Source organism: Rathayibacter sp. Leaf299, assembly GCF_001423055.1.
GTDB lineage: Bacteria > Actinomycetota > Actinomycetes > Actinomycetales > Microbacteriaceae > Rathayibacter > Rathayibacter caricis.
Genome location: NZ_LMNT01000005.1, coordinates 34,261 through 59,799, shown reverse-complemented (window position 1 = coordinate 59,799; position 25,539 = coordinate 34,261). Strand labels below are relative to the sequence as shown.

Below are 25,539 nucleotides of genomic sequence, written 5' to 3'. Positions count from 1 at the left end.
CCGTCCGGCGGGCCGTCCCGGCGACGTCCTCGCGCGGTCTGCAGGGGATCCGGGTCGGAACGCCCTTACCGCCGCACCGTGGTCCCTCGCGCTGAGCGGACCCCCTGCGAACCGCACGAGCACCTGCAGTCCGTGCAGGCACCCGTGATCCCCAGGTGCCTGCACCGCCGCGGCAGACGGCGCCGCGACGAGCGGCCCTACCTGCAGATCGTGCCGCGCTCCGGAGTGCAGTAGCGGACGACGACACCCGTCCGCCCGCTCGAACCGGCGGCGGGGCGCAGGCCGAACCAGTCGGTCGCCGCGGGCGCCTCCGGCTCGCTGGTCCACGCGCCGCCCTTCGAGTCGTCACGCGAGGACGTCAGCGTCACCGGCGCCGTGCTCGTCCCCTTGAAGACGAGCACACCGCCGAGCTCCGTCCCCTGCGCGAACTTCACGATCGATCCGGGCTGGAACTCGATCCGGCCGTCGTTGACGAAGATGCGGAGCGATTCCCAGTCGCCCGTCAGCGTGTACCTCTCGCCGGCCGGGATGACCCAGGAGCCTCGGTTGACGACCCGGTTCAGCGAGACGGTCCAGGTCGTGGTGCCGGTGACCGTGTTCCGCGCCATGCCCGCTGATCCGTTGAAGGAGGCGGCGTGCACCTGGTAGGCCGATCTGCCGGTCGGAGGCGTCGCGACCACGTTGTCCGTCAGGACCAGATCGAGGAGCACCTGGCTGTAGCCGTCGGCCACTCCGATCTCGACGATCCCGCCCCTCACCGTGTTGCGGGCGATCGTGGTGGGGATGAGGGGACCGTCCGGCTCCCCGGCAGCGATGACCATGATGCCGCCCGTGATCGTCGAGTCGGCGACGGTGATCCCGGACGGCCGGTCGTCCGCCGACAGGATCAGACCTCTGCCTCCGTAGCGGAGGTCCGCGTACCGGATGTCCGTCGGCCCCGCTCCGTCGCTCCAGATCGCGCCCCAGTCGCTCGCCTTCGGCGTCGTCGCGGAGCCGTCGCCGTTGGTGTCGCCCCCGACGCTGTCGTCGCGGTAGCTGGTCACGGTCACCGGGCTCGTCGCCGTGCCCTTGACGACCACTCCCTGGCCGTAGAGCGAATGGCGGCCGTCGACCTTCACGACCGCGCCGTCGGTGAGCGTCAGCTGACGACCCGCGCCCGTGTTGATCGTCTTGACCACGTAGACGGCCGCCTCCTTGCCCGACAGGGTGATCCCGTTCGAGCAGTCCCATCCGTTCGCGCAGGGGTCGTTCGGGATCCGCAGTACCGGGATCCTGGCGACGGCCGCCGTCGCGGTGCTCGTCGCGGACGCGGGAGCATAGCCGGTCTTCGTCCCCGTCACGCGGACGGTGATCCTCTTGCCGAAGTGCGCGGTCGACAGCACCAGGGTGGCGGCCGTGCGACCCGGGAGCGCGGTGCCGTCGGCGAACCACTGGTACGTGAATCCGGTTCCGCTGGTCCAGGTGCCCGTGCGCGCGGTCAGAGTGGATCGGACCTCGGCCTTCCCCGAGACCGTCGGGGTGCCGACCGTGAGCGCGGCGCCGGACGCGGTCGTCCTGGCCGAGACGGCGGCGCCGGTGCCGACGGCGTTGATGGCCGCGACGGAGAGGGTGTAGGCGGACCCTGCGACCAGGTTCGTGAAGGTCTGGGAACGGGTCGACGCGCCGACGACAGCCGACCACGCGCCGGCCCCGGAGGCGTCGACGCCGTCGCGACTGACGCGGTAGCCCGTGATCGCCGATCCGCCGGGGCTCGACGGCACCACCCAGGTCAGCGTCGCCGATCGGGCAGCCGTTCCAGGCGCCGCAGAGACCGACGTGGGGCTCCCGGGCGCCGCCGCAGCGGATCGGACCGCCGACGTCGCGGCGCTCACCCGCGTCGCGGTGCTGTAGCCGGCCTTCGTCCCGGTCACCTCGACGGTGATCGTCCTGCCGAGCTGCGCGCTGCCGAGGACGAGCGTCGACGTCGCGGCGCCCGTGATCACCGCGCCCGACGCCTTCCACCGGTAAGCGAAGGTCGTGCCCGCGGTCCAGGTCCCGACGGCGGCCGTCAGCGTCGACCCGACGACGGCGGCTCCGGTGATCACGGGAGCGGCGGTGGTCAGGGTGCCCGTCGGCATCGAGACGGTCACCGAGCTCGCCGGGGCGGCGCCTGCACCGTTCTGCGGGCGCACGGTGAACAGGTAGGTCGCCCCCGGCCGCAGGTTCGTGAACGTCTGGGATCTGGCCGTCGCAGCGGTCGTCCTCGACCACGCTCCGGCGCCGCTCGCGTCGGTGCCGTCGCGACCGACTGTGTATCCGGTGACCGGCGATCCGCCGTCCGAGGCGGGCGGCTTCCAGGTGAGGAGCACCGACCGGGCGGCGGGGTCGGCGACGGCTGAGACGGAGGTCGCCGCCGTCGGAACGGAGGCGGCCGCGGCCGCGGGCGCAGCGGCCACGATGCCGCAGACGACGAGCAGGGAGAGCACGAAGGCGACGACGCGCTCGAGTGCGGGGGGTCGGGCTGGCACGGGGTTACCTCACAGGTGGGTGTCGTCGCAGGAGAGCGGAGTGACGCGACCGGGGACGGTGCGCGGTCGGGGACTAGGACGGTCCGGACCCCATCGTGATCCGACGACTCTCGGTGGTCTCGATGCCCTCGTCCGACACCGATGCGACGGACAGCGTGTAGGTCGCTCCGGGGACGAGGTCGGTGAACGTCTGCGAGCGCGTGCCGGAACCGACGACGGCCGACCATGGACCGCGTCCGCTCGCGTCGACCCCGTCGCGCGCGACCCTGTACCCGACGGTCTCCGCGCTGTCGTCCTCCAGAGGCGGCTTCCAGGTCAGCGTCGCTGTGCGCGCGGCGTCGTCCTTCCTCGCCGAGACCTCCACCGGCGCACCCGGCGACTGGTAGTCGTGCCAGAAGTACAGGTATCCGCTCTGCTTCTCGCTCCGGCCGACGGGGTTCACCGCCTCCACGTGGAAGTAGTACTCCATCTCCTCGCGAAGGCCCGTGAACGTGTACGACCTGGTGGTCGAGGACACGATGGCCAACTTGGGGAAGAGGAGCGAGTAGGAATCGAGGGAGACCCGGTAGCTCGTCACAGCGGCTCCGCCCGTGGTCTTCGGAGGCGACCAGGTCACGGTCGCCGTGAGTCGATCCTGGTCGCCGACGACATCGACGCGGGCGGGCGCTCCGGGAACGGTCGCGGCGACGGCGCTCGTCGACGCGCTCGTCCGAGCGGCCGTCGTGTAGCCCGCCTTCGTGCCCGTCACCTCGACCGACACGGTGGTCCCCGCCTGAGCATCGCGCAGCAGAAGCGTCCTGGCCGTCGCGCCCGCGATGGCGGAACCGGATGCGTACCACCGGTAGGTCAGAGCCGTGCCGGTGGTCCAGGTGCCGGTCTGGGCGGTCAGCGTCGCGCCGACCCTCGGGGTGCCCGAGACGACCGGCGCCGCGGTGGTCAGGCTCTTCGCAGCGAGGGTGACGACGATCGATGACGTGGGTCCCGACCCGACCGCGTTCCTCGGCTGGACGGTGAAGGTGTAGGTCCGACCCGCCACGAGGTTCGTGAAGGTCTGCGAGCGAGCGGAGGCCGGCGCGAGGCGGGACCAGGGGCCGGCACCGGATGCATCGCTCCCGGACCGGCCGACGAGGTATCCGGTGATCGCCGAGCCGCCGGACGAGGCGGGCGGCTGCCAGGACACGGTGACGGAGCGCGCCGCTCCGTCCGTGACAGCGGCCACCGCCGTCGCACCGGTGGGCTTGCCGGCCTTCACTGCGGCGGTCGCGGCGCTCCTCCGGATCACGGACGTGTACCCGGCCTTGGCCCCGGTCGCCTCGACCGTCACGGTGGCGCCCAGCTGGGAGGTGGTCGGGACGAACGTCCTCCCCGTCGCCCCTCGGACGGCGACGCCGCTCGCGTACCACCGGTAGGTCAGCGTCGTGCCGGTGGTCCAGGTGCCGGGCTTCGCCGTGAGGACGGCTCCGACCTGAGCGGTCCCCGAGATGGTCGGTGTCGAGGCCGCCACCGGTGCCGCGACGGCAGGGCCGGCGGTCAGTCCGACCAGCACGAGCGCGGCCAGGACGACGGCGAGGAGGCGGGTGAGGGCGGGCGAAGCAGAGGACGAGCGCGGCATTCGGGCACACCAGACGGTCGAGAGAAGGGGGACGACCGGGCCCAGGATCGCCCGTGTGCCTTTTTATAGCGCCGCGATTCCCGCGCCGTCAACGAACTGGGACGTGATGTCTCAGGTCACGGAACGCCCGGCGGATCAGCGCGGCGCCGCGCTCGTGTTCCCGCGGTGGAACACCGCGTGGAAGCACACCGGAGCCGCCTCCTCGCCCGCGAGCAGCGCCAGCGCCGCCCGCCCCGCCGCGCGCCCCTTGTCGACCGCCGGCTGCACCATCGTGGTGAGGTCGTAGCCCGCCGCGAGCCCCGGCACCTGCACGCCGTCGAAGCCGACCACCGAGACGTCCTCGGGCACCCGCAGCCCGAGCTGCTCGGCCGCCAGGATCACGCCCGCCGCCAGCAGATCGCTCTGCGCGAGGACCGCGGTCGGCGGCTCCGGCACGTCGAGCAGCGCCCGCCCGGCCGCGACGCCCTCCTCGACCGTGCTCGCCGTCACCTCGACGGAGTCCAGCTCGCCGAACACGTCGCGCGCCCCGTGCAGCCGCTCCACGGCCGTGATGCTCGAGCTCGTGCGCCAGTCCGCAGGCACGGGCCCCCGGCGGCGGTCCTTCGAGAAGGGCAGGGCCACCGCCGCGACCCGCGAGTGCCCGAGGCCCCGCAGATGCTCGGCCAGCGTCCTGGTCGCCTCGCGGTTGTCGAGGGTGACGATCGCCGATCCGAACTCGGACACGCCCTCGACCACCACGACCGGCACCCGCCGCCTCTGCAGCAGAGCGACCGACTCGTCCACGGTCGGGCTGCAGCCGATCAGGATCATGGCGTCGACCGGCGCCGTGGACATCAGCCCGGAGCCGTCGCCCGTCTCGGTCAGCAGCAGGATCCCCGCGTCGGCGCCGCCCAGCACGTCGGCGATGCCGTCGAGCATCGCGATCCTGATCGGGTCGCGGAAGGCGTGCAGCACGCGCTCGTCGACCACCACGCCGACGATGCCGGAGCGACCGCGCCGGAGCGACTGCGCGCGCGGGTCGGGGCCGGCGTAGTCCAGTTCGGCGGCGGCCTTCAGTACTCGCTCGCGCGTCGAGGCCGAGACGGGTCCCGATCCGCTGAAGACGAGCGAGGCCGTGGAGGCCGAGACTCCGGCGAGCCGTGCCACGCGGGCCAGGGTCGGTCGCCCGGGGCGCTGCTCGGCGCGCGACTTCTGCGACTCCACGATCCTCCTCGACTCAGCCGGCCGGTGCGGTGCTTCTTGACCGCCCCGGAGGTTCTGGATAGCTTAGTCCGGCCCGCCTCGAATCGATTCGACCGGGTGGAACCCCGCCCCGCGGGCCCGGCGGCGCCGCTGTGAGCGCCCGGGCGCGCCCGCCACAGGAAACCCGGTCATGACCAGCACCTCCGCCCTCTCGCGCCGCGAACTCGTCGCGTGGCGCAACGCCGTCTTCACGATCTTCGTGCTGAGCGGCCTGTCGATCGCGACGTGGGTGTCGCGCACTCCGGCCATCCGCGACGAGCTGCAGCTCTCGACCTCCGGGGTCGGCCTGCTGATCCTCGCCATGTCGATCGGCGCCATCGTCGGCCTGATGCTCTCGACCGCGATCATGTCGGCGCTCGGGGCCCGTCGCGGCATGGTCGCGGGGCTCTCCGTCTGCGCGTCCGGCCTCGCGATCCTCGGGGTCGCGGCCGACACGCTCGGCGCGCTCCCCGTCGCCTTCGCGGGCATGGCGCTGCTCGGCTTCGGCAACGGCGCGGTCGACGTGATGATGAACGTCGAGGGAGCCGCCAACGAGAAGGCCTTCGGCAAGACCCTGCTTCCCCTCTTCCACGCCTTCTTCAGCCTCGGCACCGTCGCGGGCGCGCTGGTGGGAGCCGCCGCCTCCGCCCTCGCGATCCCGGTGGCCGCCCACCTCGTCGGCGTCGCGGTAGTGGTGGTGGCCACCGTCGCCGTGGCGATCCGCTTCGTGCCCGTGCGCGCCGATCTCGACACCCAGGGCGTCGCGACCGCGAAGGCCCCGATCCGGGAGCGCGTGGCCGCCTCGCTCGGCGTCTGGCGCGACCTGCGGCTCGTGGTCATCGGCCTGATCATGCTCGGCATGGCGTTCGCCGAGGGGTCCGCCAACGACTGGATGACCCTCGCGATGGTCGACGGCCACGGAGCCGACAAGACCACGGCCGCGATCGTGTTCGGCGTCTTCGTCGCGGCGATGACCGTCGGCCGCGTCCTCGGCGGCCCCGTGCTCGACCGCTTCGGCCGCGTCCCCGTGCTGCGCGGATCCGCCCTGCTGGCCGTCGTCGGCATCCTGCTCTTCATCCTCGCCCCGGTCGACGCGCTGGTGATCGCCGGCGCCGTCGCCTGGGGGCTGGGCTGCTCGCTCGGCTTCCCGGTCGGCATGTCGGCGGCGGCGGAGGGACCCCACTCGGCCGCGCGGGTCAGCGCCGTCGCCACGCTGGGCTACGTCGCGTTCCTCGTCGGACCGCCGGCGATCGGGTTCCTCGGCGAGCACGTCGGCATCCTGAACGCGCTGTTCCTCGTGCTGGCCCTGGTGGTCGTGGCGGGACTCGCCTCGCCCGCCGCGCGCCCCGCTCGGGCCCGGGTGGACGCATGACGGCCCCGAGCAGCGAGCCCTGCCGGGTCGCGCTGGTCACCGGCGCGAACCACGGCATCGGAGCCGCGATCGCCGAGCGCCTCGCGGCCGACGGCCTCGCCGTGCTGGTCGCGTTCCTCGCCGAGGACCTGCCCGAGTACGAGCCCGAACGGCAGAGACGCGCCCACGCGAGCGACGGCGAGCAGGTGGCCGAGCGGATCCGCGCCGCGGGCGGCCGCGCACTGGCGGTCTCGGCCGACCTCCGCGACGCCTCCTCGCCCGCCCTGCTCTTCGACGCCGCCGAGCGGTCGCTCGGCCCGGTCGACGTGCTCGTCCACAACGCGACCGGCTCGGTGATCGACACCTTCCGCGCCCGCGAGAGCGACTGGATGGGCCGCCCGCAGCGCCGCGTCGACGCCGCGAGCATCGACGCCGTCCTCTCGGTCGACGCCCGAGCCGGTGCGCTGCTGATCGCCGAGCTCGCCGCCCGCCTCGAGGCCCGCGGCGGCCACGGCGGACGCATCGTCACGCTCACCTCGGGAGGCGAGCGCGGCTTCCCGGGCGAGGTCTCCTACGGCGCCGCGAAGGCCGCGCTGGTGAACTACACGATCTCGGCGTCCCTCGAGCTCAGCCCGCTCGGCATCACGGCCAACGCCGTGCACCCGCCCGTCACCGACACGGGCTGGGTGACCGACGACGTCCGCGAGGCGGTCGCCGCGAACGACTCCTTCTTCGACGTCGCCGAGCCGGAGGAGGTCGGCGACCTGGTCTCGTACCTCGTCTCCCCCGCGGGCCGGCGCGTGACCGGGAACGTCGTCCGTCTGGCCTGACGACTCCCACGCCCTAGGATCGCCACCACGGCGGAGGGGGTCGCGCATGACGGAGTTCCGAGCGCGTGACGGCGCCCTGCTGCACGCCGACGAGCACGGCACGGCCGGCAGCCCGCCCCTCGTGGTCCTCCCCGGCGGGCCGGCCCGCCACCCCGACTATCTCGGCACCCTCGAGCCGATCTCCGGGTGCCGGCGGATCCTCGTGCTCCATCCGCGTGGAGTGGGCGGCTCGGCGGCGGCGCCCGTGCGGTCCTTCGCCGAGCAGGCCGACGACGTGGAGGACCTGCGCCGGCACCTCGGAGTGGAGTCCGTCGACGTCCTCGCGCACGCCACCGGCTGCCGCACCGCGCTCGTGCACGCCGCGCGGCACCCCGAGCGCGTCTCGCGGCTCCTCCTGATCTCGCCCGCGACGGGGTGGCTCGACGTCGGGCGGGACGACCGCCACGAGATTGCCGCGCGACGGATCGGCGCGAGCTGGCTGGGCGACGCGATCGAGGCCGCGGTGCTGATGCAGGAGGAGACGGACGCGCGGCGACGGATCGAGCTCTACCGCCGCGCGGCTCCGCTGGGCTGGTCGACGTGGGACGAGCGGGCGCAGGCGCACGAGCGGGCGGCGACCTGGTTCCCGGACGCCTTCGCGGGGTTCTTCACCTCCGTCGACGCGACGGCGCTGCGGCAGGCGCTGACCCTCCTCCGCTGCCCCGTGATGATCGTCGGCGGCGAGGACGACGCCCTCGTCGGAGTCGAGCCGCTCGCCGAGCTCGGCGCTCTCTTCCCCTCGTGCAGCCTCGCGGTGATCGAGGGATCCGGCCACTACCCGTGGATCGAGGCGCCCGCCGAGTTCGCGCTCGCCCTCCGCGCCTTCGTCTCGGAGGCGCCCTCCGCTCCCCCCACGGGTCGGCGGAGACCGAGCAGCCGCGCCTGACCGCGTCTATCCTCGACGGGTGCGTCTCGTCATCGCGCGCTGCTCCGTCGACTACTCCGGCCGTCTCAGCGCCCACCTCCCCCTCGCCACCCGCCTGCTGCTGGTCAAGGCCGACGGCAGCGTCCTCGTGCACTCCGACGGCGGCTCCTACAAGCCGTTGAACTGGATGAGCCCGCCCTGCACGCTGATCACGGGCGAGCCCGACGAGACGGCGCGGGAGTCGGGAGTCGTCGAGCAGTGGACGGTCGCGCACAAGAAGACGGGCGACGCCCTCGTCGTCTCGATCCACGAGGTGCTGCACGACTCCGCGCACGAGCTCGGCGTGGATCCGGGCCTCGTGAAGGACGGGGTGGAGGCGCACCTGCAGCGCCTCCTGGCCGAGCAGATCGATCTTCTCGGCGACGGCCACACTCTCGTGCGCCGCGAATACATGACGGCGATCGGACCGGTCGACATCCTCGCGCGGGATTCCCGCGGGGCCGCAGTGGCGGTCGAGATCAAGCGCCGCGGAGAGATCGACGGAGTCGAGCAGCTGACCCGATATCTCGAACTGATGAATCGCGATCCGCATCTGGCACCGGTCACCGGAGTGTTCGCCGCGCAGGAGATCAAGCCGCAGGCGCGGACGCTCGCGCAGGACCGCGGGATCCGCTGCGTCGTCCTCGACTACGAGACGATGCGCGGTGTGGACGATTCGCACACCCGGCTCTTCTAGCCCGCCGATGCGGGCAGGAGCACTCGACTACCGAGTGACGCTCCGGAACACGGGAAAGGCCCCCGCGGAATCCCGCGAGGGCCTTTTCCGAGCGGATGCGGCGCTCTACTTGTTGGCCGCCGCGTAGGCCGCCTGGACCTCGGCCGGGATGCGGCCGCGGTCGGACACCTGGTGCCCGTTGGCGTTCGCCCACTCGCGGATCGCCTTCAGCTGCTTGGGGTCGCTCTTGGACGCCGAGGCGACCGAGGCGGCCGCGGCCGGGCGCGAGCCGACGCGGCGGGCGCTCGAGACGAACTTCTCGAGAGCGGAGTGCAGCGCCTCGATGTTGTCGGGCCCGAGATCGATCTCGTAATTGGCGCCGTCGATGCTGAAGCGGACGGTTCCGCCCTCTCCGGAATCGATGGGCGTTCCGTCGATGTCGTCGACGAGAGTGATCTTCTGAGCCACTTTTCCTCCTGTAGTACTGATGACGCGTGAAGTACTGCGTATGCTTTCCGCGCCGCGTACCGACCGCACTGTAGAACCTATGTCGGTGGAAGACATTACCCTCTTTCCTCTCAGAAGAAGAGCATTCGGCAGTGCGTGGCGCTTCTCGAGTGGTGGATAGGCGATTCTTCTCTGCGCGGATGACCGCGGATAAAGGCGGGCAGCGCTCTGCGCATCACCTGTCGGGGCATTCCCTGCGAATTCCCTCAGCGATGCCGTTCGACCCCGATTCGAGAGCCGGAGCGATCCCGGATACCGTGAAGGCATGGCACGGAGAGTCGGTCCCCCCGCGCGCCCGGCGAAGCCCGGCCCCTACCGCAACGTCCCGGCGCGCGAGGCCCTCGAGGCCCTGATCGCCGCTCCGTCCGCAGAGGCCGTGGAGCGGCTCCTGACCGCGTGCCTCGACGGCTCGCTCGTCGTCGACGTCACGGGATCGCAGCCCGGAGGCGTGCCGCACGTGCGCACGGTCGCCACGACGACCGGCGAGCAGGTCCTGCCGCTGTTCACCTCCACCGACGAGGTGCGCACGGCGATCCCCCGCCAGCAGCACCCCCGCGTGCAGATGCTGGTCCTGCCCGGACCCGAGGCCTTCGCACTGATCCGCACCGCCGACTTCGTCGCCGTGCAGCTCGACCCCGGGTCGCTCGCACAGGTCGTCACCCGTTCGTTCATCGAGAACGCCCTCGAGGCCGTCGAGCGCCCGTAGAGTGTTCTCCCCCGACGGGGCAGCGTCGGCGTCCACGAGTCACCCCAGGTCAGGAGCCCCGCCATGTCCGACACGACACTCGCCCCGAGCGGCCTCGACGAACGCGCCGGCACCTGGACCTGCATCCTCTTCGACCTCGACGGCACCATCACCGACTCGGCGCCCGGCATCACCGGCACGCTCGTGGACACCTTCGTCGAGCTGGGCCGCCCCGTCCCCACACCCGTCGAGCTGCTGGCCTACGTCGGCCCGCCGTTGCTCGACGCCTTCCGCGCCCTGGGCGGCATGAGCGTCGAGGAGGCGCAGGCCGCCCTCGAGGTCTACCGCCGCCGCTACAACGCCGGCGGGCTCTTCGACTCGTCGCTCTACCCGGGCGTGCCCGAGGTCCTCGCGCGCATCGCCGAGGCGGGGGTGCCGCTGTCGCTCGCGACCTCGAAGCCCGAGTCGGCCGCCCGACGGATCCTCGAGCACTACGGCCTCTCGGAGTACTTCACCGTGATCTGCGGCGCCTCCGAGGACGAGGTGCGCAGCGCCAAGGCCGACGTCGTCGAGGAGGCGCTGCGTCGGCTCCGCGAGCTCGACGTCGACCTCTCGACGCCCGTCATGGTCGGCGACCGCGAGCACGACGTGCACGGAGCCGCGGCCCACGGCATCCCGACGATCATGGTCGAGTGGGGCTACGGATCGCCCGCCGAGGCGGCCGGGACCGTGGCCGTGGTGTCCGGGGCCGAGGAGCTCGCGACCCTCCTGCTCCCCTGAGCCCCGTACGATGAAGGCATGACTGGTCTGGGCGTCATCCTCTCGTTCGCGCTGTTCCTCGGCGGGATCCTCCTCCTGGGGAACGCCTTCCTGTTCCCCGCGCTGGGCGGATTCATCTTCTTCGGCGGCATCCTCGCGATCTCGCTGTCGCTCGGCGTCGCGTTCCACATCCTGCCGAAATCGCAGTAGCCGACCCGCGCTGAGCGGGCGCCGCGTCAGCCCAGGGTGCTCGCGTCGAGATTGATGACCCGGCCGATGTACACGGCCTCGCCGGCCCCTGCGACGTCGGCGTTCATCCGGAGCAGCTGCTGCACGGGGATCCCGAACCGCTGCGCGATGTCGAAGAACGTGTCCCCCTCGACGACCGTGTAGCTCACGATCTCGCCCGCGCCGTTCGTGGTCGGCGTGCCCGTGGCTCCGGGAGCCGCGCCGAAGTCGGTGGCGTAGGCGGTCTCGGGGATCACGGGCACCGGATTCGGCGTGATCGTCACGGTGACCTCGGGCTGCGGCACGAAAACGGTCGCGGTCGCCTGCGGCAGCGCGGCGGTGACGGTGGGGTCGGGCGTCGGGGTCGCCTCCGCGAAGACGGTGACCGTGACGGTGGGAGTGGGGCTCGGAGCCGCGCACCCCGTGAGCGCGAGCAGCGCACCCGTCGCCAGTGCAACTCCGACTCGTCCTGCGCGCACATCCCCGCCCCTCGTCGAGCCCCCGCCCCGGGCACTCCCGACCACCCTAGGAGACGGGCGGGCGGTGCGGTCGCGGCGCGTCGGGATCAGGCGTGCGGCTCCGGCAGCACGCGCAGGCCGCCGCCGCCGTTCGCCGAGTCCATCAGCACCTCGACCCAGGCCGGGTTGATGGTGGGCTGGCGACTGCCCGCGAAGTGGAACTGCAGGGCGATGTTCGGGTTCATCCAGAAGGAGTGGCGGCCGCGCGCCCCCTCGGGCATGGAGTCGAGGGTGAGCGGGAAGCGCTCGTCGCGGCGGAACTTCGCGTAGACGACGATCTGGAGATGGGCCAGGGTCCGGTCCTCGATCTCGATGACGGCCGGTGGTGTGCCGTAGAGGAATTGACCCATGGCCTCAGCCTATCTCTAGACAGACTTTCTACTAGAGAATCTAGCTAATTCTCGGAATGCGGCTCATCCGCCTCGACCTCGGCGTCGATCTCGTCGACGGCCGAGCTCATCCGGCGGAGGAAGTTCACGACGACCTCGGCCTCGCGCGCATCGAGGTCCTCGGCGATCTCGAGCATCCGCCGGTGCATGTGCTCCAGCGTCTCGCGCACCTCGCGGTCGCTGTCGACGGTCGCCTCGACGACGATGCCGCGCCGATCGGTCGGATGGGGCTTGCGCACGAGGTGCCCGCTGCGCACGAGGCGGTCGATCAGCACCGTCGTGGAGGCGGAGGAGATGGAGAGGTGGCCGGCCAGATCCTTGGCGCTCACGATCTCGCCGCTGCGCTGGCGCCGCAGGAGGTACTGGATGGCGATCAGGTCGGTCTCGCCCATCGCCATCTTCTCGCGGGTGCGGCGGCGCATCGCGACCTCCGAGACGCGGTACGTGCGCATCGCGCTCAGCACCTCGACGGCACGCCTGGTGGAGGACTCGTCCGGGTACCAGTACCCGGCGCCGCTCCTGACCGTCGTCTCACTCATCCGGCCATCCTAGACGCGCGTGTTACGAGAGGGTCTAGCGTTCGCCGCAGAGCTCCTCCACGCCGCCGCCTACGCTGGACCGGTGACCGCCACCCTCGTCGCCAAGGGCCTCTCCGGAGGCTATGCGCACCGCACCCTGTTCGACGGACTCGACCTGACGGTCGCCCCCGGGGACGTGGTCGGCGTCGTCGGGGCGAACGGCGCCGGCAAGTCCACCCTGCTGCGCATCCTCGCCGGCGAGACCGCTCCGCTGGACGGCACCGTCGTGCTCGCGCCCGGCGACGCGTTCGTCGGCTGGCTGCCGCAGGAGCACGAGCGGCGCGAGGGAGAGACCGTCTCGGCGTACCTCGCGCGGCGCACCGGCTGCGCGGAGGCCTCGGCCGAACTGGACGCGGCCGCCTCCGCCCTCGCCGAGCCCGACCCGGACGGGAGCATCGCCGACCGCTACGCCCTCGCGCTCGACCGCTGGCTCGCGAGCGGCGCCGCCGATCTGGACGAGCGGACCCCCGTCGTCCTCGCCGATCTGGGCCTGGCGCTCGCGCAGGGCGTGTCGGGCGGAGTCGCCGCCGACTCCCTCATGACGTCGCTGTCGGGCGGACAGGCGGCCCGCGTCGGCCTCGCTGCGCTGCTGCTGTCGCGCTTCGACGTCGTGCTACTCGACGAGCCGACCAACGACCTCGACCTCGACGGCCTCGAACGGCTCGAGGCGTTCGTCCGGGGACTGCGCGGAGGCGTCGTCCTCGTCAGCCACGACCGCGAGTTCCTGCGCCGCAGCGTCACCCGCGTGCTCGAGCTCGACCTCGCCCAGGGCACCACGACGGTCTACGGAGGCGGGTACGAGGCCTACCTGGAGGAGCGCGAGACCGCGCGCCGTCAGCGCCGCGAGAAGTACGAGGACTTCGAGGAGAAGAAGTCCGACCTCGTCTCACGCGCCCGCGTCCAGCGCGAGTGGTCGAGCCAGGGCGTCCGGAACGCCATGAAGAAGGCGCCCGACAACGACAAGATCCGGCGCAAGGCGTCGGCGGAGTCGAGCGAGAAGCAGGCGCAGAAGGTGCGCCAGATGGAGAGCCGGATCGCGCGCCTCGAGGAGGTCGAGGAGCCGCGCAAGGAGTGGCAGCTGGCCTTCACGATCGGCACCGCCCCGCGCTCGAGCTCGGTCGTCTCGACGCTCAACGGCGCGGTCGCGCGCCGTGGCACGTTCACCCTGGGTCCGGTGTCGCTCCAGGTCGACGCCGGCGACCGCATCGGCATCACCGGGCCCAACGGCGCCGGGAAGTCGACGCTGCTGTCGCTGCTGCTCGGGCGCGTGGAGCCGGAGGAGGGCTCGGCGTCGCTCGGCGCCAGCGTCGCGATCGGCGAGATCGACCAGGCCAGGGCGATGCTCGCCTCCGATGTGCCGCTCGCCGACGCGTTCGAGGCGCTGGTGCCGGAGTGGCCGACCGCCGAGGTGCGCACGCTGCTCGCGAAGTTCGGACTGAAGGCCGACCACGTCGGGCGCCCCGTCGGCGAGCTGTCGCCGGGCGAGCGCACCCGCGCGGCGCTGGCGCTGCTTCAGGCCCGCGGCACGAACCTGCTGGTGCTCGACGAGCCGACCAATCACCTCGATCTGCCGGCGATCGAGCAGCTCGAGCAGGCGCTCGAGGCGTACGAGGGGACGCTGCTGCTGGTCACCCACGACCGGCGGATGCTCGAGACGGTGCAGCTGAACCGGCAGTGGCGGGTCGAGGGCGGCGTGGTCACGGAGGCGTGAGGGCGGGCGGGGGTGGATCTCGATACGCCGGCTGCGCCGGCTACTCGATCAGCAGGAACGCCCCCACCCCTCTGCTGGTCGAGTAGCCCCGCAGGGGCGTATCGAGACCCGCGAGATCCGGGCTCACAGCGACGCCGCCCGCGCCTCCAGCAGCGCGCGCGTGCGCTCGTTGCCGGCCAGGCCGGCGGCCGTCGCGAGCTCGGAGCGCGCCTCCTCCCTCCGGTCGAGCCGCGCGAGCAGCTCGCCCCGCACGCTCGGCAGCAGGTGCGACCCGCGCAACGCCCCCTCCGACGCCAGCCGGTCGACGACCAGCAGGGCCGACGCCGGTCCGGTCGCCATCGACACGGCCACCGCGCGGTTGAGCTCGACGACGGGGCTCGGCGCGATCCGGCCCAGCACCTCGTAGAGCAGCACGATCCGCTCCCAGTCGGTGGCGGCGACGCTCGGAGCGACCGCGTGGCACTCGGCGATCGCCGCCTGCAGTGCGTAGGCGCCGCGTCCGCGGCCCAGCCGGTCGGCCCGGAGCAGCGCCTCGCGGCCCCGGGTGATCTGCGCGCGGTCCCAGCGGGTGCGGTCCTGGTCCTCGAGCAGCACCGGAGTGCCGTCGGCGGCGGTGCGTGCGGCGAACCGGGACGCTTGCAGCTCCATCAGGGCGAGCAGCCCGAGCACCTCCGGCTCGCGCGGCAGGAGGGAGGCGAGCACGCGACCCAGCCGCAGCGCCTCCTGCGCCACCTCCGCGCGCACCCAGCGGTCGCCCGACGTCGCCGCGTACCCCTCGGTGAAGATCAGGTAGACCACCCCGAGCACCGCGGCGAGGCGCTCCTTCCACTCCGCCGGCTCCGGCGTCTCGAACGGCACACCCGCGGCCGTGAGCGATTTCTTCGCCCGCACGATGCGCTGCTGCACCGTCGCGACCGGTACGAGGAACAGCCGCGCGATCTCCTCCGTGCCCAGGCCCCCGACCAGGCGCAGGGTGAGCGCGATGCTCGCCTCCCGCGCCAGCACCGGATGGCAGGCGACGAAGACGAGGCGGAGGACGTCGTCGGCGATCGGCTGCCACTCGTCCTGCGCCCCCTCCTCGAGATCTCTCGCCAGAGTGCGGTAGCGGTCGTCGAGCCGCTCGCGGCGCCGCCAGCCGTCGATCGCCCGGCGCTTCGCGACCGCGGTCAGCCAGGCGCCCGGGTTCCGCGGGACGCCCGACTCCGGCCATTGCTTCAGCGCCTCGACGAGCGCCTCCTGGGCGAGGTCCTCGGCCGCCCCGACGTCGCCCGTCGTGCGCACGAGTGTCGCGACGATCCGGGCGCTCTCGATGCGCCAGACCGCGTCGACGGCCGCCCGGGTCGCGTCCATCGTCAGCGGGCCTGCCCGAGCTCGTCGCGCCAGCCCTCCTCCTTCTGGATGTACTCGTTGTCGGCGAAGTCCGCGAAGTCGCTCTCGTCGGTCACCCGGCGCACCTCGAGCTTGTTGCCGGGGACGAGCGGGCAGCGCAGCGCCCACTCCTTCGCCTCCTCCTTGGACGAGACCTGGATCATCCAGAAGCCGTTGAACAGCTCGTGGGTCTCGCCGTAGGGGCCGTCGGTGACGGCGGGCGGCTCGGACGAGAAGTCGACGACGAAGCCGGTCGTGTCGACGTCGTCGGCGAGGCCGTCGCCCGCGAGCAGGACGCCCGCGGTGATCAGTGCCTCGTTGTACTGGCCCATCCGGGTGATGATCTCGTCGAACGGGATCGACTCGTAGGCCTTCTTGGCCTCGTCGGTCGCGCGCATGATGAGCATGTACTTCACGGTGTTCTCCTTCTCGCCGGGACGCCGGTGCGTCCTCCTACTGTGGCGTCGAACGGCGAGGACGGATATCGACATCTCCGGGAGGAATTCCCGTCACGGGATCGCCGGGGTGCCCCGCAGGTGCTCGTAGACGACCGAGGTGCGGACGTCGGCGACCTCGCGCCGCTGAGTGAGGCGGTCGATGACGAAGGCGTAGAGCGCATCGTTGTCGGGCACGGCGACGTGGATGACGAAGTCGTCGGTGCCGGCGGTGACGAACAGGCCGATGGTCTCGGGCAGCGCCGAGACCCAGTCGCGGAACGCCTCGATGGCGACGCGCGACGGCGGGCGGATGCGCACCGCGATGAGCGCCTGCACGGGGCGGCCGATCGCGGCGAGGTCGACGTCGAGCAGGGCGCCGCGGATGACCCCGCGGGCCCGGAGCGCCCTGGTGCGGTCGAGCGCCGTGGTCGGCGAGACCCCGACGGCCGCCGCGACTTCGCGGTTCGACTTCCGTGCATCCGACTGGAGTTCGCGGAGGATCGCCGCATCGAGTCCGTCCATGGAGGCGATTGTAGGGGTCTGGCCGTACGTCGTACGGATTTGGAGCGCTCGGGCCGTTCTTCGTCTTAGCATCGAGCCCGCACACCGCACAGGAGGAGACCCATGCCACTCGGATTCGCGCCCGACGAGATCGACACCGCCGCATCCACCCGTTCCGCTCGACTGAAGTGGGTAATCGTGGTCGACGCCTCGCTGCCCGCCGGTCGCGCCGTGAACGCGGCCGTCTGCGCGGCGGCCGCCACCTCGGCGGGCGTGACGGGACTCCTCGGACCCGAGGCCGTGGACGCCGACGGCTCGGTGCACGTCGGCCTGCCGTGGGCGGGGTGCTCGATCCTGGTGGCCGACCGCGAGGCTCTGGCGGTGATCCGCAGGAAGGCGACCGAGCACGCCGAGGTGTTCGTGGCGGACGTGCCGGTCGCGGCGCAGGAGACGCGGGTGTACGACGAGTTCCTGGCGGCGGTCGCGGAGGCGGGGGCCGACGCGATGGAGTACCTGGCGGTGAGCCTGGTCGGGCCGCGGAACCGGGTCGACAAGATCGTGGGGCGGCTGGCGCTGATGCCGTGAGGCTCTGGAGGACGGGGATCTCGATACGCCCGCTGCGCGGGCTACTCGATCAGCAAGAGGGGTCGAGGCCGCTCCCGCACTGCCTGCTGGTCGAGTAGCCCCGCAGGGGCGTATCGAGACCCGCCCCCCGTCAGACGCCGAGCAGGCGGCCCTCCGCGCGCACCCAGGCGACGCGGTGCGACGCGTCGAGCAGCACCAGGTCGGCGCGGTGGCCGGGCTGCAGGAGGCCGAGGTCGGTGCGGCCGAGCACGCGAGCGGGAGTCGCGGTGAGCGCGCCGATCGCGACGGGCTCGGGGAGACCGACCGCGTCGAGGGCGAGGCGCAGCGCGCGGTCCTGGGTGAGGGTCGAGCCCGCCAGCGTGTCCGTCCCGCTGAGCACGGCGCGCCCCTCCCGCACCGTGACGTCCAGGCCGCCCAGCCGGTAGACCCCGTCCGCCGATCCCGCGGCGGCCATCGCGTCGGTGACGAGGGCGATGCGGTCGGGAGCCGCCGCGAAGGCCAGCCGCGCCACGTCCGGATGCACGTGCTCGCCGTCGAGGATCAGCTCGAGCACGACGCGCGGATCGGCGAGCGCTGTGGGAACCGGCCCGGGAGCGCGGTGGTGGATGCCGGGCATCGCGTTGAACGCGTGCGTCATCAGCCGGGCGCCGCGGTCGACGGCCGTCCGCGCGAGATCGGCATCCGCCTCCGTGTGGCCGAGGGCGACGACGACGCCCGCCGCCGCGAACCGCGAGATCGCGTCGAGGGCGCCGGGCAGCTCCGGCGCCACGGTGACCTGCACGAGGGTGCCGCGGGCCGCCTCGAGGAGTCGGTCGACCACCTCCGGAGTCGGCAGCGCCAGCGCCTCGAGCGCGTGGGCGCCCCGTCGGCCGGGAGCGAGGAACGGGCCCTCGAGGTGCGAGCCGAGGACGAGGGGGGCGGCCGCCGCGAGGTCCGCGATCACGGCGAGCGAGCGCTCCAGCTCCCCGAGCGGAGCGGCGACCAGGCTGAGCACCGAGCGGGTGGTGCCGTGCGCGCGGTGCACGGCGAGCATCCGCGCGATCGCGTCGGCTCCGTCGTCGGCCGCCGCTCCTCCTCCGCCGTGCACGTGGAGGTCGACGAAGCCGGGGACGAGCGTCGCCCCGCCGGCGTCGACGACCTCGGCCGCCGCGAGCCCCCGCCACGAGTCGCCCGTGCCGGTCGCGGTGATCGCGCCGTCGGAGGCGGCCACCCAGCCGTCCTCGACGATCCCCCGCGCGTCGACGAGTCGGGCGCGGTGGACGACGAGGGCGGTGGACACGGTCGGGAGCCTAACGGCGGGCCCCCGCGATGAGCAGGTCGTGGCCGAGGCCGGCTCCAGCCGCCCGATCGAGCAGCACGGTGACGCGCGGGTGCTCGCGCACGAACGACGCCGGCATCCGCTCGTCGATCGGGCCCTGCAGGGCGGCCGCGACGGCCTCGGCCTTGCCCGCCCCGGTCGCGACGAGCAGCAGCTCGCGGGCCGAGAGGATCGTCGCGACGCCCTGGCTGATCGCGTGCGTGGGCACGGCGTCGAGGTCGCCGCCGAAGAAGCGGCGGTTGTCGAGCCGGGTGCGCTCCGCCAGCGCCACGACGCGGGTGCGCGAGTCGCGCGGCGATCCCGGCTCGTTGAAGCCGATGTGCCCGTTGCTCCCGATGCCCAGGATCTGCACGGCGGCGCCCCCGACCGCGGCGAGCGCCTCCTCGTGCGCGCGGGCCGCCGCGTGCGGGTCGGCCGCCGCTCCGTCAGGCACGTGCAGGCGGGCGGGGTCCAGGCCGAGCGGAGCGACGACCTCGCGCTCGAGCACCGACCGGTAGCTCTCGGGGTGGCCGGCGGGCACGCCGACGTACTCGTCGAGGGCGAAGGCCGAGGCCCGTGAGAGGTCGAGGCGCAGGCGGGCGAGCGCGCGGTAGAGCGGCTGGGGAGTGGATCCGGTCGCGACGCCGAGCACCGCGGCCGGGTCCGCCGCGATCACCGAGGCGACGAGGCCGGCGGCGAGCTCGCCGACCTCCTCCGGGTCTGCTCCGACGACGATGTTCATGCGGTCTCCTTGCTGGCGAGTCGGGTGTGGAAGTCGGGGAGCACCGCGTCCTCCGGCGAGAGGCCGAGGTGCTCGGTGAGTGCGACGGCGAGCAGCTGCAGCGGCACGATCGCGGGGAGCGGAGTGAGCTCCTCCGGCAGCCCCGGTGCGAGGCGCACCGCGGTGACGCCCTCGGGCAGGGGAACATCCGTGTCCGTCACGACGAGCAGCCCGGCGACGAGCGGCGCCGCGTAGTCGACGAGCGCGAGCGCGCGGGGCAGCAGGGGTCCGTCGAGGGCGAGGACGACCAGCGCGAGGCCGGGGCCGAGGCGCCGGTGCGGACCGTGCAGGAACTCCTCCGTCTCGACGGCCTCGACGGGGATCCGCGCGGTCTCGAGGATCTTCAGCGCCGCCTCCTGCGCCGTGGCGAGGTTCGGGCCGGAGCCGGTGATCGACATCGAGACGGAGGGATCGAGCGAGCGGGCCCACGCGGTCACGCGTGCCTCGGAGTCGAGGGCCGCGGAGACCCGGTCGGGGATCCCGGCGAGGTCCTCCGCTCCCCCGAGCACCGCGGCGAGGGTCGCGATCGTGGCGGTGAAGCCCTTGGTCTTCGCGCCGACCTCCTCGGCGCCGCAGCGCAGATCGACCACGACGTCGGCGAGGCCCGGGCGCACGGGCTCCCCGGTGACGAGGACCGTGCGGGCGCCCCGGTCGCGGGCGAGGGCGAGACTGCGGAGCGTCGCGGTGCTGCGGCCGGACTGCGACACGGCGACCACCAGGGTCCGCTCGTCGATCGCGTCGGGCAGGTAGTGCAGCACGTCGGTGGGCAGCGCCACCTCGACCGGAACGCGGAGCAGCCGGGCCGCGCGCCCGCGGATCACCCGCGCGGCGAAGGACGAGGTGCCGGAGCCGACGAGCAGCACGCGCTCGGGTGCCAGGGCCTGCACCGAGTCCAGCACCGCCGGCTCCAGCGGCGCGAGCGCACGCCGCAGCGCGGCCGGCTGCTCGTGGATGTAGGCGCGGACGGTGCTCACGAGAACCTCAGCCGGAGGACGGCGGGAGCGGAGGTGCGCCCCGTCACGAGCAGTCGCAGTCCCTCGATCCGGTCGCGGCCGCCGACGTAGTCGACGAGCTCGCCCGGGTCGAAGACCGGCGGTCGGTCGGGGGCGGAGCCGGTGCCCGGGCCGATCTCGAGGGTCTCGGCGCCGACGCGGTAGCGGGCAGAGCCGCCCGCGGGGATGAGGAACGCGCCGTCGGCCGACTCCTCGACTCCGCTCAGCACGCCTCCCGGCCGCAGCACGATCTCGCCGACCCACGAGGTGTCGGTGCCCGCGAAGTCGAGGGCCAGCTCGACCCCGTGCTCGTCGACGGACACCTCGGCGCGCGTCTCGAGCGCGACAGTGGAGGTCGCGCGCGCGGGGAAGCTCATCGAGCCGAAGAAGCGGCCCTCGCTGCCCAGCTCGTAGTCGCCGTCGGGGCGCCGCGCCGACGCGGGCAGCGGCTGGTGGTAGCCGACCTCGACCCGCGAGGACAGGGCGATCCGCGGCCCCGCGACGATCGTCTCCGGTCGGAACGGGCCGAGGCCGAAGAAGTGCGGCGACACCCGGACCGCCTCGACGACCAGGGCGCCGCGGCGGGCGCGCACGAGCACCGCCGAGTTCGCGAGCCCGGAGGCGATGCGGCGGTGCCGCGGCACGTCGCTCCCCCCGAAGACGCTCGCGCTCACGGCTCCGGCGCGCACGCGCACCAGGCCCGATTCCGTGAAGACCGCGGTCCCGGAGGAGGACCACGGCACCGACTCCGACAGCGCGCCGGCGAGGTGCGGCCGGGCGAGCGCCTCCGCGAGGTGGATCTCGGGCTCGGTGACCCCCCGGTCGAGGATCGCGCGCACGACCGCCGCGAAGCGCCCGTCGCCGTCGGCCACCGCGAACTCGCGGAACTGCGAGAGGAAGCTACGGCCGTCGAAGCGCTCGGTCTGGTCCTGGCGGCGCGACTGCACCGTCTCGACCTGCAGGTCGTCCTCGAGGAGGTCGAGGGTGACCGCGAGGTTCCGGCGCACGGCGTCGCGGTAGCGCTCCTCCCCCGTCGCCTCGGCGATCACGAGCAGCGACGGGTTCGAGACGTAGGCGGCGTAGTTGGGGCTGCGCTCGGAGTAGAGGCCGTCGGCCTGCAGGTCGATCCCCTCCGCGAGCCACTCGTCGGCCCGCTCGCGCAGCCGCGGGTCGCCGGTCAGCGCGTGCAACCGCAGCAGGCCAGCGGTCAGCTCCCAGCGGTGGTTCGGCGTGTGCACGCCACCCACGAGCAGCGCCTCGACGGTGCGCAGCAGCAGCGCGCGGATCCGCTCGGCGACGCCCTCGAGGAGCGGATCGGGGTGCGCGGCGATCACGTCGAGCACGAGCGCGGCGTCGTTCACCGTGAAGCAGGTGTCCGGGGGCGACGCGAGGTTCTCGCTGTCGAACAGGCCGTCGGGGCGCTGCATCCGCTCGAGGCGGTCGAGGAGTGGACCCGCGGCCGACAGGACGGACGCGTCGCGGTGCCGGGGCGACTCCGGGGCCGCGAACGCCGCGACCAGGGTCTTCACCCCGCGCATCGACGGACGGTGCGAGAGCGTCGCGGGGTCGCGCGCCTCGACGCCGGCGACGAGCCCGGCGGTCGCCTCGGCCAGCAGCCGCAGGTACTCCATGCTCAGTCCTTCAGGCCGGCGTTGACGTCGGCGCCGATCACGTACTTCTGGAACACGAAGAAGATCAGCACCAGCGGGATCATCGAGATCACCGAGGCGGGCAGCAGCACGGTCCACTCGATGTTCTCGGCGCCGACCAGGCTCCGCAGCGCCACCTGCAGCGTGTACTTCGACGGGTCGTTGAGCACGAGCAGCGGCCAGATGTAGTCGTTCCAGCGCCACTGGAACGAGAAGATCGCGAGGGTCAGCACGATCGGCCGGGCGATCGGCAGCATGATCCGGAAGAAGATCGAGAACTCGTTCGCGCCGTCCATCCGCGCCGCGTCGATCAGCTCGTCGGGCACGGTCAGGAAGAACTGGCGGAACATGAAGATGCCCGTCGCCGTGATCACCGACGGGATGATGATGCCCGGCAGCGAGTTGTAGAGCCCCAGGTCGCGGATGACCGTGAAGGTGGGGTTCAGGATCACCTCGGTCGGCAGCATCGTCGTGGCCAGGATCGCGACGAACAGCAGCGAGAGCCACTTCGCCCGGTACTTCGCGAGCGCGTAGCCCGTCATGGCGCTGAAGAGCACGGTCAGCACGGTCGTCACCACGGCGACGATCAGCGTGTTGCCGAAGTAGCGCGCGAAGTCGACGCGCTCCCAGGCGCGGACGTAGCCGTCGAGCGTCCACTGCTCGGGGAGGAAGGACAGCGGGTAGGTGAAGAGCTCGCCGCCGGGCTTGAAGGACGAGAGCAGCAGCCACAGCACGGGGAAGAGGAAGATCGCGGCGAGCAGCCACAGGATCGACGTGGGGAGGACGCTGCGCGCGAATCCGCCGGAGCGGCGCCGCTTCCGCACTCCCTTCAGCACGAGCGCGGTGGTCTCGGGAGTCGCCAGGCCGATGCTCATGAGGCGTCCTTCTTCCGTCGTTCGAAGCCGAGCTGCACGAGGGCGATCGCGAGCAGGAGGACCATCAGCACCATGGAGGCGGCGCTGGCGTAGCCGACCTCGGCCCGCTCGAACCCCGTCTCGTAGATGTACTGCACGATCAGGCGGTTCTGGGTGCCCGGTCCGCCCTCGTTGAGCGCCTGGATCATCGCGAACTCCTTCATCGAGTTGATGGTGGAGAGCAGGATCACGAGGAAGCTCGTGGGCGCGATGCCCGGCAGGGTGATGTGCACGAAGCGCTGCCACGGGTTCGCCCCGTCGAGCGCGGCGGCCTCGTAGTAGCTGCTCGGCACGTTCTTGATCGCGGCGATGAAGAGCAGCATGTTGAAGGCCGCTCCTCCCCACGCGGAGGCGAAGACGACGACCGCCAGCGAGAGGTCGCCGTTCGAGGACCACGGCACCGCGGAGCCGCCGGCCGCCTCGATGACGAAGTTGATGAATCCGAAGTTCTCGCCGAACATCCAGCGCCAGATCACGCCGGTGACGATCGGAGAGACGAGCCACGGGATGAAGAAGATGATCTTCGCCGGCACGGAGCCGCGGGCGTTCGCGTTGACGAGCAGGCTCGCGAGGCCGAGCGAGAGCACGTAGCCCAGCGGCACCGAGAGCAGCGTGTAGAGGGCCGTGCGGCCCAGCGACGCCCAGAAGTCGGGGTCGGCGAGCAGCTCCTGGTAGTTGCCGATGCCGATGAGATCGGGCGAGCCGACTCCGCGGTAGTCCGTGAAGGAGTAGAAGACCCCCAGCGCTCCGGGCCAGAGGAAGAAGAGCGCGAAGAGCACGACGACGACGGCGGTGAAGAGCACCGGGGCGAGCCGGTAGCTCGCCTGCGTGCGCCGCGGGCGGGGCGGAGTCGCGGCGGCCGACGGAACGGCCGTGGCGACCGCGGGGACCTCGCGGTCGAGGATGGGACTGGTCAACGCTCTCGTCTCCTTCCGGCGGACGATCGGGGCGAGCGGGGCCGCAGCCCCGCCCGCCGTCGATCGTCAGTCGCCGATCTGGTCCTCGGTGACCGAGATGATGTTCTCGATCGTGGTGTCGAGGTCCTGCTCGTCGGCGAGGTAGCGGACGACCTCGGACTTCAGGGGCTCGTTCACGAGGATCTTGTCGTTGTAGCCGTCCTCGAGCGCGCTCGCGCTCTGCACGGCCGCGATCGGGTCGGACGCCGCGATCTCCTGGTTGTAGACGTCGAACGCCTCGGCGTTCTCGGGGTACGCGACCTCGAGGCCGGTGGTCGCGGGCAGGAAGCCCGAGATCGCCGACAGCTCCGCGTAGTTCTCGGGCTGGTACATCCAGTCGATGAAGTCCTGCGTCTGCTCCTCGACCCCGGTGCCGTCGAAGGCGACGATCCAGTTGGTGCCGAGGTTGGTCGCCTGGACCGGCTGCGCGGGGGTGCGCACCGACGCCCAGTCGAAGGCGGTGATGTTCTGCGAGAAGTCGGTGATCTGCCAGACGCCCGAGTAGTACGCCACGACCTGGCCGCTCTTGAACAGCGCGCTGGGGTCGTCGCCCGAGAGCCAGACCGAGCGCGGCATGAACGAGTCGTCGTTGAGCGACTTGAAGTACTCGAGGCCCGTGCGCGAGGCCTCGTTCATCTCGAACGAGCCGTCCTCCTGGCGCTCGACGCCCTTCGAGCCGAACTCGTAGAGGAAGGAGCGGAGGCGGTGCGCGGACGAGTCCATCACCATGCCGTACTTCGCGCCGGCCTTGGCCTGCACGTCCTTGATGGTGGCCACGTACTGGTCCCAGGTCCAGACCTCGTCCGGGCCGGGCAGCGGGACGCCGGCCTGCTCGAAGAGGCTGGTGTTGAGGTACATGCCGACGGCGGTCAGGTCGCTCGGCAGCGCCTTCACCTTGTCGTCGTCGTTCGCGTCCTGCACGAGCAGCTCGGGCACGATGTCGGTCTTCTCGGCGACGCTCGAGAGGTCGAGCAGCTCGCTGCTCCAGATCGGGTCGAGAGCGGAGGCGCGGGCGAGGGCCGGCAGGTCGCCCGCCTGGGCGCCGTTGCGCAGCTTGGTCACGAGGTCGTCGTAGGGGATGTCGACGATCTCGACCTCGATCCCCGTCTCCTCCTCGTACTTGTCGGCCATGGCCTGGTAGCCGCCGCCCTGGGAGGCGTCGCCCGAGAGGATGAACTGGAGCTTGTCGGGGGTGCTGGAACCGCCGGTTCCGGCACAGCCCACCAGAGCGGTGAGCGTGGCGGCGGCGAGGCCGACTGCGATCGCGGAGCGAGCTTTCACGAAGGTCGCCTTTCGGTGAAGGGGAAGAAGAGGGCACGAGCGGAGGGACGAGCCCAGGTGCGACTCGGTGGGGACTTTCTTATCAGTGCGATAAAGAACGAGTCAACGCGAAAACGTGTGCCGCGCGGTATTGATACGGCCCGGAAATACGCCGTAACACGCCGGAAACGACCGCCCCGCCTTCTCCGCGCTTGAGGCTTAGGCGGGATTGCCGAGCCGTGCGATGCTGTGGTTATATCTCGCACTGATGGAGAACTCCGAGC

26 protein-coding genes are annotated in these 25,539 nt (G+C 72.3%); 9 read left to right on the top strand and 17 right to left on the bottom strand.

Annotated elements, in window-relative coordinates; translation table 11 throughout:
• Positions 1-197: 197 nt before the first annotated feature.
• The 3 genes from ASF48_RS16280 to ASF48_RS16270 form a co-directional block, all read right to left on the bottom strand.
• Entirely contained in the window at positions 198-2,507 is a 2,310-nt protein-coding gene (locus ASF48_RS16280) for a fibronectin type III domain-containing protein (protein WP_055794034.1), read from the bottom strand.
• A 73-nt stretch (positions 2,508-2,580) separates the two neighbouring features.
• On the bottom strand, positions 2,581-4,119 hold the full coding sequence (locus tag ASF48_RS16275) for a fibronectin type III domain-containing protein (RefSeq protein WP_055794033.1): 1,539 nt from the start codon (positions 4,117-4,119) through the stop codon (positions 2,581-2,583).
• A gap of 135 nt (positions 4,120-4,254) precedes the next feature.
• Complete coding sequence (locus ASF48_RS16270; protein ID WP_055794032.1) at positions 4,255-5,322, bottom strand: LacI family DNA-binding transcriptional regulator; 1,068 nt, start codon at positions 5,320-5,322, stop codon at positions 4,255-4,257.
• 169 nt (positions 5,323-5,491) lie between these two features.
• On the opposite strand from ASF48_RS16270, the gene ASF48_RS16265 reads away from it, so the two are divergent.
• From ASF48_RS16265 to nucS, 4 genes are read left to right on the top strand one after another with little or no spacing between them, the layout of a single operon-like run.
• Positions 5,492-6,712, top strand: a complete 1,221-nt coding sequence (locus tag ASF48_RS16265) for an MFS transporter (RefSeq protein ID WP_055794031.1) — start codon at positions 5,492-5,494, stop codon at positions 6,710-6,712.
• A complete protein-coding gene (locus tag ASF48_RS16260; RefSeq protein WP_055794030.1) occupies positions 6,709-7,521 on the top strand; it encodes an SDR family NAD(P)-dependent oxidoreductase in 813 nt (270 codons plus the stop codon). The genes ASF48_RS16265 and ASF48_RS16260 overlap by 4 nt, the downstream gene beginning before the upstream one ends.
• A 46-nt stretch (positions 7,522-7,567) precedes the next feature.
• A complete protein-coding gene (locus ASF48_RS16255; protein ID WP_055794029.1) occupies positions 7,568-8,446 on the top strand; it encodes an alpha/beta fold hydrolase in 879 nt (292 codons plus the stop codon).
• Between the two features lie 19 nt (positions 8,447-8,465).
• Positions 8,466-9,161: an endonuclease NucS gene (nucS, locus tag ASF48_RS16250; protein WP_055794028.1), complete on the top strand. Its 696-nt coding sequence runs from the start codon at positions 8,466-8,468 to the stop codon at positions 9,159-9,161.
• A 105-nt stretch (positions 9,162-9,266) separates the two neighbouring features.
• Here the strand turns inward: nucS and ASF48_RS16245 are convergent, their stop codons facing one another.
• Positions 9,267-9,608 carry a histone-like nucleoid-structuring protein Lsr2 gene (locus tag ASF48_RS16245; RefSeq protein WP_055794027.1) on the bottom strand — a complete coding sequence of 114 codons (342 nt, stop codon included), beginning with the start codon at positions 9,606-9,608 and terminating at the stop codon, positions 9,267-9,269.
• 304 nt (positions 9,609-9,912) lie between these two features.
• Here ASF48_RS16245 and ASF48_RS16240 point away from each other — a divergent pair, with 304 nt between their 5' ends.
• The 3 genes from ASF48_RS16240 (at position 9,913) to ASF48_RS19500 (ending at position 11,301) form a co-directional block, all read left to right on the top strand.
• Positions 9,913-10,353 carry an SseB family protein gene (locus ASF48_RS16240; RefSeq protein WP_055794026.1) on the top strand — a complete coding sequence of 147 codons (441 nt, stop codon included), beginning with the start codon at positions 9,913-9,915 and terminating at the stop codon, positions 10,351-10,353.
• Positions 10,354-10,416: 63 nt separating this feature from the next.
• Positions 10,417-11,112, top strand: a complete 696-nt coding sequence (locus ASF48_RS16235; RefSeq protein WP_055794025.1) for an HAD hydrolase-like protein — start codon at positions 10,417-10,419, stop codon at positions 11,110-11,112.
• Positions 11,113-11,130: 18 nt separating this feature from the next.
• Positions 11,131-11,301: a hypothetical protein gene (locus ASF48_RS19500; protein WP_157602737.1), complete on the top strand. Its 171-nt coding sequence runs from the start codon at positions 11,131-11,133 to the stop codon at positions 11,299-11,301.
• Between the two features lie 26 nt (positions 11,302-11,327).
• On the opposite strand, the gene ASF48_RS16230 is transcribed toward ASF48_RS19500, so the two are convergent.
• From ASF48_RS16230 to ASF48_RS16220, 3 genes are all read right to left on the bottom strand, one after another.
• A complete protein-coding gene (locus tag ASF48_RS16230) occupies positions 11,328-11,798 on the bottom strand; it encodes a LysM peptidoglycan-binding domain-containing protein (protein WP_055794024.1) in 471 nt (156 codons plus the stop codon).
• 86 nt (positions 11,799-11,884) lie between these two features.
• The gene (locus tag ASF48_RS16225; protein WP_055794023.1) at positions 11,885-12,187 is read right to left on the bottom strand and encodes a DUF7882 family protein; all 303 of its coding nucleotides are present in this window, start codon (positions 12,185-12,187) and stop codon (positions 11,885-11,887) included.
• 44 nt (positions 12,188-12,231) lie between these two features.
• A complete protein-coding gene (locus tag ASF48_RS16220; protein ID WP_055794022.1) occupies positions 12,232-12,765 on the bottom strand; it encodes a MarR family winged helix-turn-helix transcriptional regulator in 534 nt (177 codons plus the stop codon).
• An 82-nt stretch (positions 12,766-12,847) separates the two neighbouring features.
• On the opposite strand from ASF48_RS16220, the gene ASF48_RS16215 reads away from it, so the two are divergent.
• Entirely contained in the window at positions 12,848-14,515 is a 1,668-nt protein-coding gene (locus ASF48_RS16215; RefSeq protein ID WP_055794021.1) for an ABC-F family ATP-binding cassette domain-containing protein, read from the top strand.
• Positions 14,516-14,638: 123 nt separating this feature from the next.
• On the opposite strand, the gene ASF48_RS16210 is transcribed toward ASF48_RS16215, so the two are convergent.
• The 3 genes from ASF48_RS16210 to ASF48_RS16200 all read right to left on the bottom strand — a co-directional run bounded on the left by ASF48_RS16210 (position 14,639) and on the right by ASF48_RS16200 (position 16,842).
• A complete protein-coding gene (locus ASF48_RS16210; RefSeq protein ID WP_055794020.1) occupies positions 14,639-15,865 on the bottom strand; it encodes an RNA polymerase sigma factor in 1,227 nt (408 codons plus the stop codon).
• Between the two features lie 2 nt (positions 15,866-15,867).
• Entirely contained in the window at positions 15,868-16,299 is a 432-nt protein-coding gene (locus ASF48_RS16205) for a YciI family protein (RefSeq protein WP_055794019.1), read from the bottom strand.
• A 93-nt stretch (positions 16,300-16,392) separates the two neighbouring features.
• Complete coding sequence (locus tag ASF48_RS16200) at positions 16,393-16,842, bottom strand: Lrp/AsnC family transcriptional regulator (RefSeq protein WP_055794018.1); 450 nt, start codon at positions 16,840-16,842, stop codon at positions 16,393-16,395.
• A gap of 102 nt (positions 16,843-16,944) precedes the next feature.
• Between ASF48_RS16200 and ASF48_RS16195 the strand changes: the two genes are divergently transcribed.
• Positions 16,945-17,406 carry a DUF2000 domain-containing protein gene (locus tag ASF48_RS16195; protein ID WP_055794017.1) on the top strand — a complete coding sequence of 154 codons (462 nt, stop codon included), beginning with the start codon at positions 16,945-16,947 and terminating at the stop codon, positions 17,404-17,406.
• Positions 17,407-17,536: 130 nt separating this feature from the next.
• Here ASF48_RS16195 and nagA read toward each other — a convergent pair whose 3' ends face one another.
• The 7 genes from nagA to ASF48_RS16160 form a co-directional block, all read right to left on the bottom strand.
• Complete coding sequence (gene nagA, locus ASF48_RS16190; protein ID WP_055794016.1) at positions 17,537-18,685, bottom strand: N-acetylglucosamine-6-phosphate deacetylase; 1,149 nt, start codon at positions 18,683-18,685, stop codon at positions 17,537-17,539.
• A gap of 10 nt (positions 18,686-18,695) precedes the next feature.
• Complete coding sequence (locus tag ASF48_RS16185; protein ID WP_055794015.1) at positions 18,696-19,445, bottom strand: glucosamine-6-phosphate deaminase; 750 nt, start codon at positions 19,443-19,445, stop codon at positions 18,696-18,698.
• Positions 19,442-20,458, bottom strand: coding sequence for an SIS domain-containing protein (locus ASF48_RS19695; RefSeq protein ID WP_055794014.1), 1,017 nt, complete (start codon positions 20,456-20,458; stop codon positions 19,442-19,444). Before ASF48_RS19695 ends, ASF48_RS16185 begins: the two co-directional genes overlap by 4 nt.
• A complete protein-coding gene (locus ASF48_RS19690) occupies positions 20,455-22,107 on the bottom strand; it encodes a hypothetical protein (RefSeq protein WP_055794013.1) in 1,653 nt (550 codons plus the stop codon). Before ASF48_RS19690 ends, ASF48_RS19695 begins: the two co-directional genes overlap by 4 nt.
• Before the next feature lie 2 nt (positions 22,108-22,109).
• The gene (locus ASF48_RS16170) at positions 22,110-23,000 is read right to left on the bottom strand and encodes a carbohydrate ABC transporter permease (RefSeq protein WP_055794012.1); all 891 of its coding nucleotides are present in this window, start codon (positions 22,998-23,000) and stop codon (positions 22,110-22,112) included.
• On the bottom strand, positions 22,997-23,956 hold the full coding sequence (locus ASF48_RS16165) for a carbohydrate ABC transporter permease (protein ID WP_235577274.1): 960 nt from the start codon (positions 23,954-23,956) through the stop codon (positions 22,997-22,999). The genes ASF48_RS16170 and ASF48_RS16165 overlap by 4 nt, the downstream gene beginning before the upstream one ends.
• Positions 23,957-24,022: 66 nt before the next feature.
• Positions 24,023-25,276 carry an ABC transporter substrate-binding protein gene (locus tag ASF48_RS16160; protein WP_055794011.1) on the bottom strand — a complete coding sequence of 418 codons (1,254 nt, stop codon included), beginning with the start codon at positions 25,274-25,276 and terminating at the stop codon, positions 24,023-24,025.
• Between the last annotated feature and the right edge of the window lie 263 nt (positions 25,277-25,539).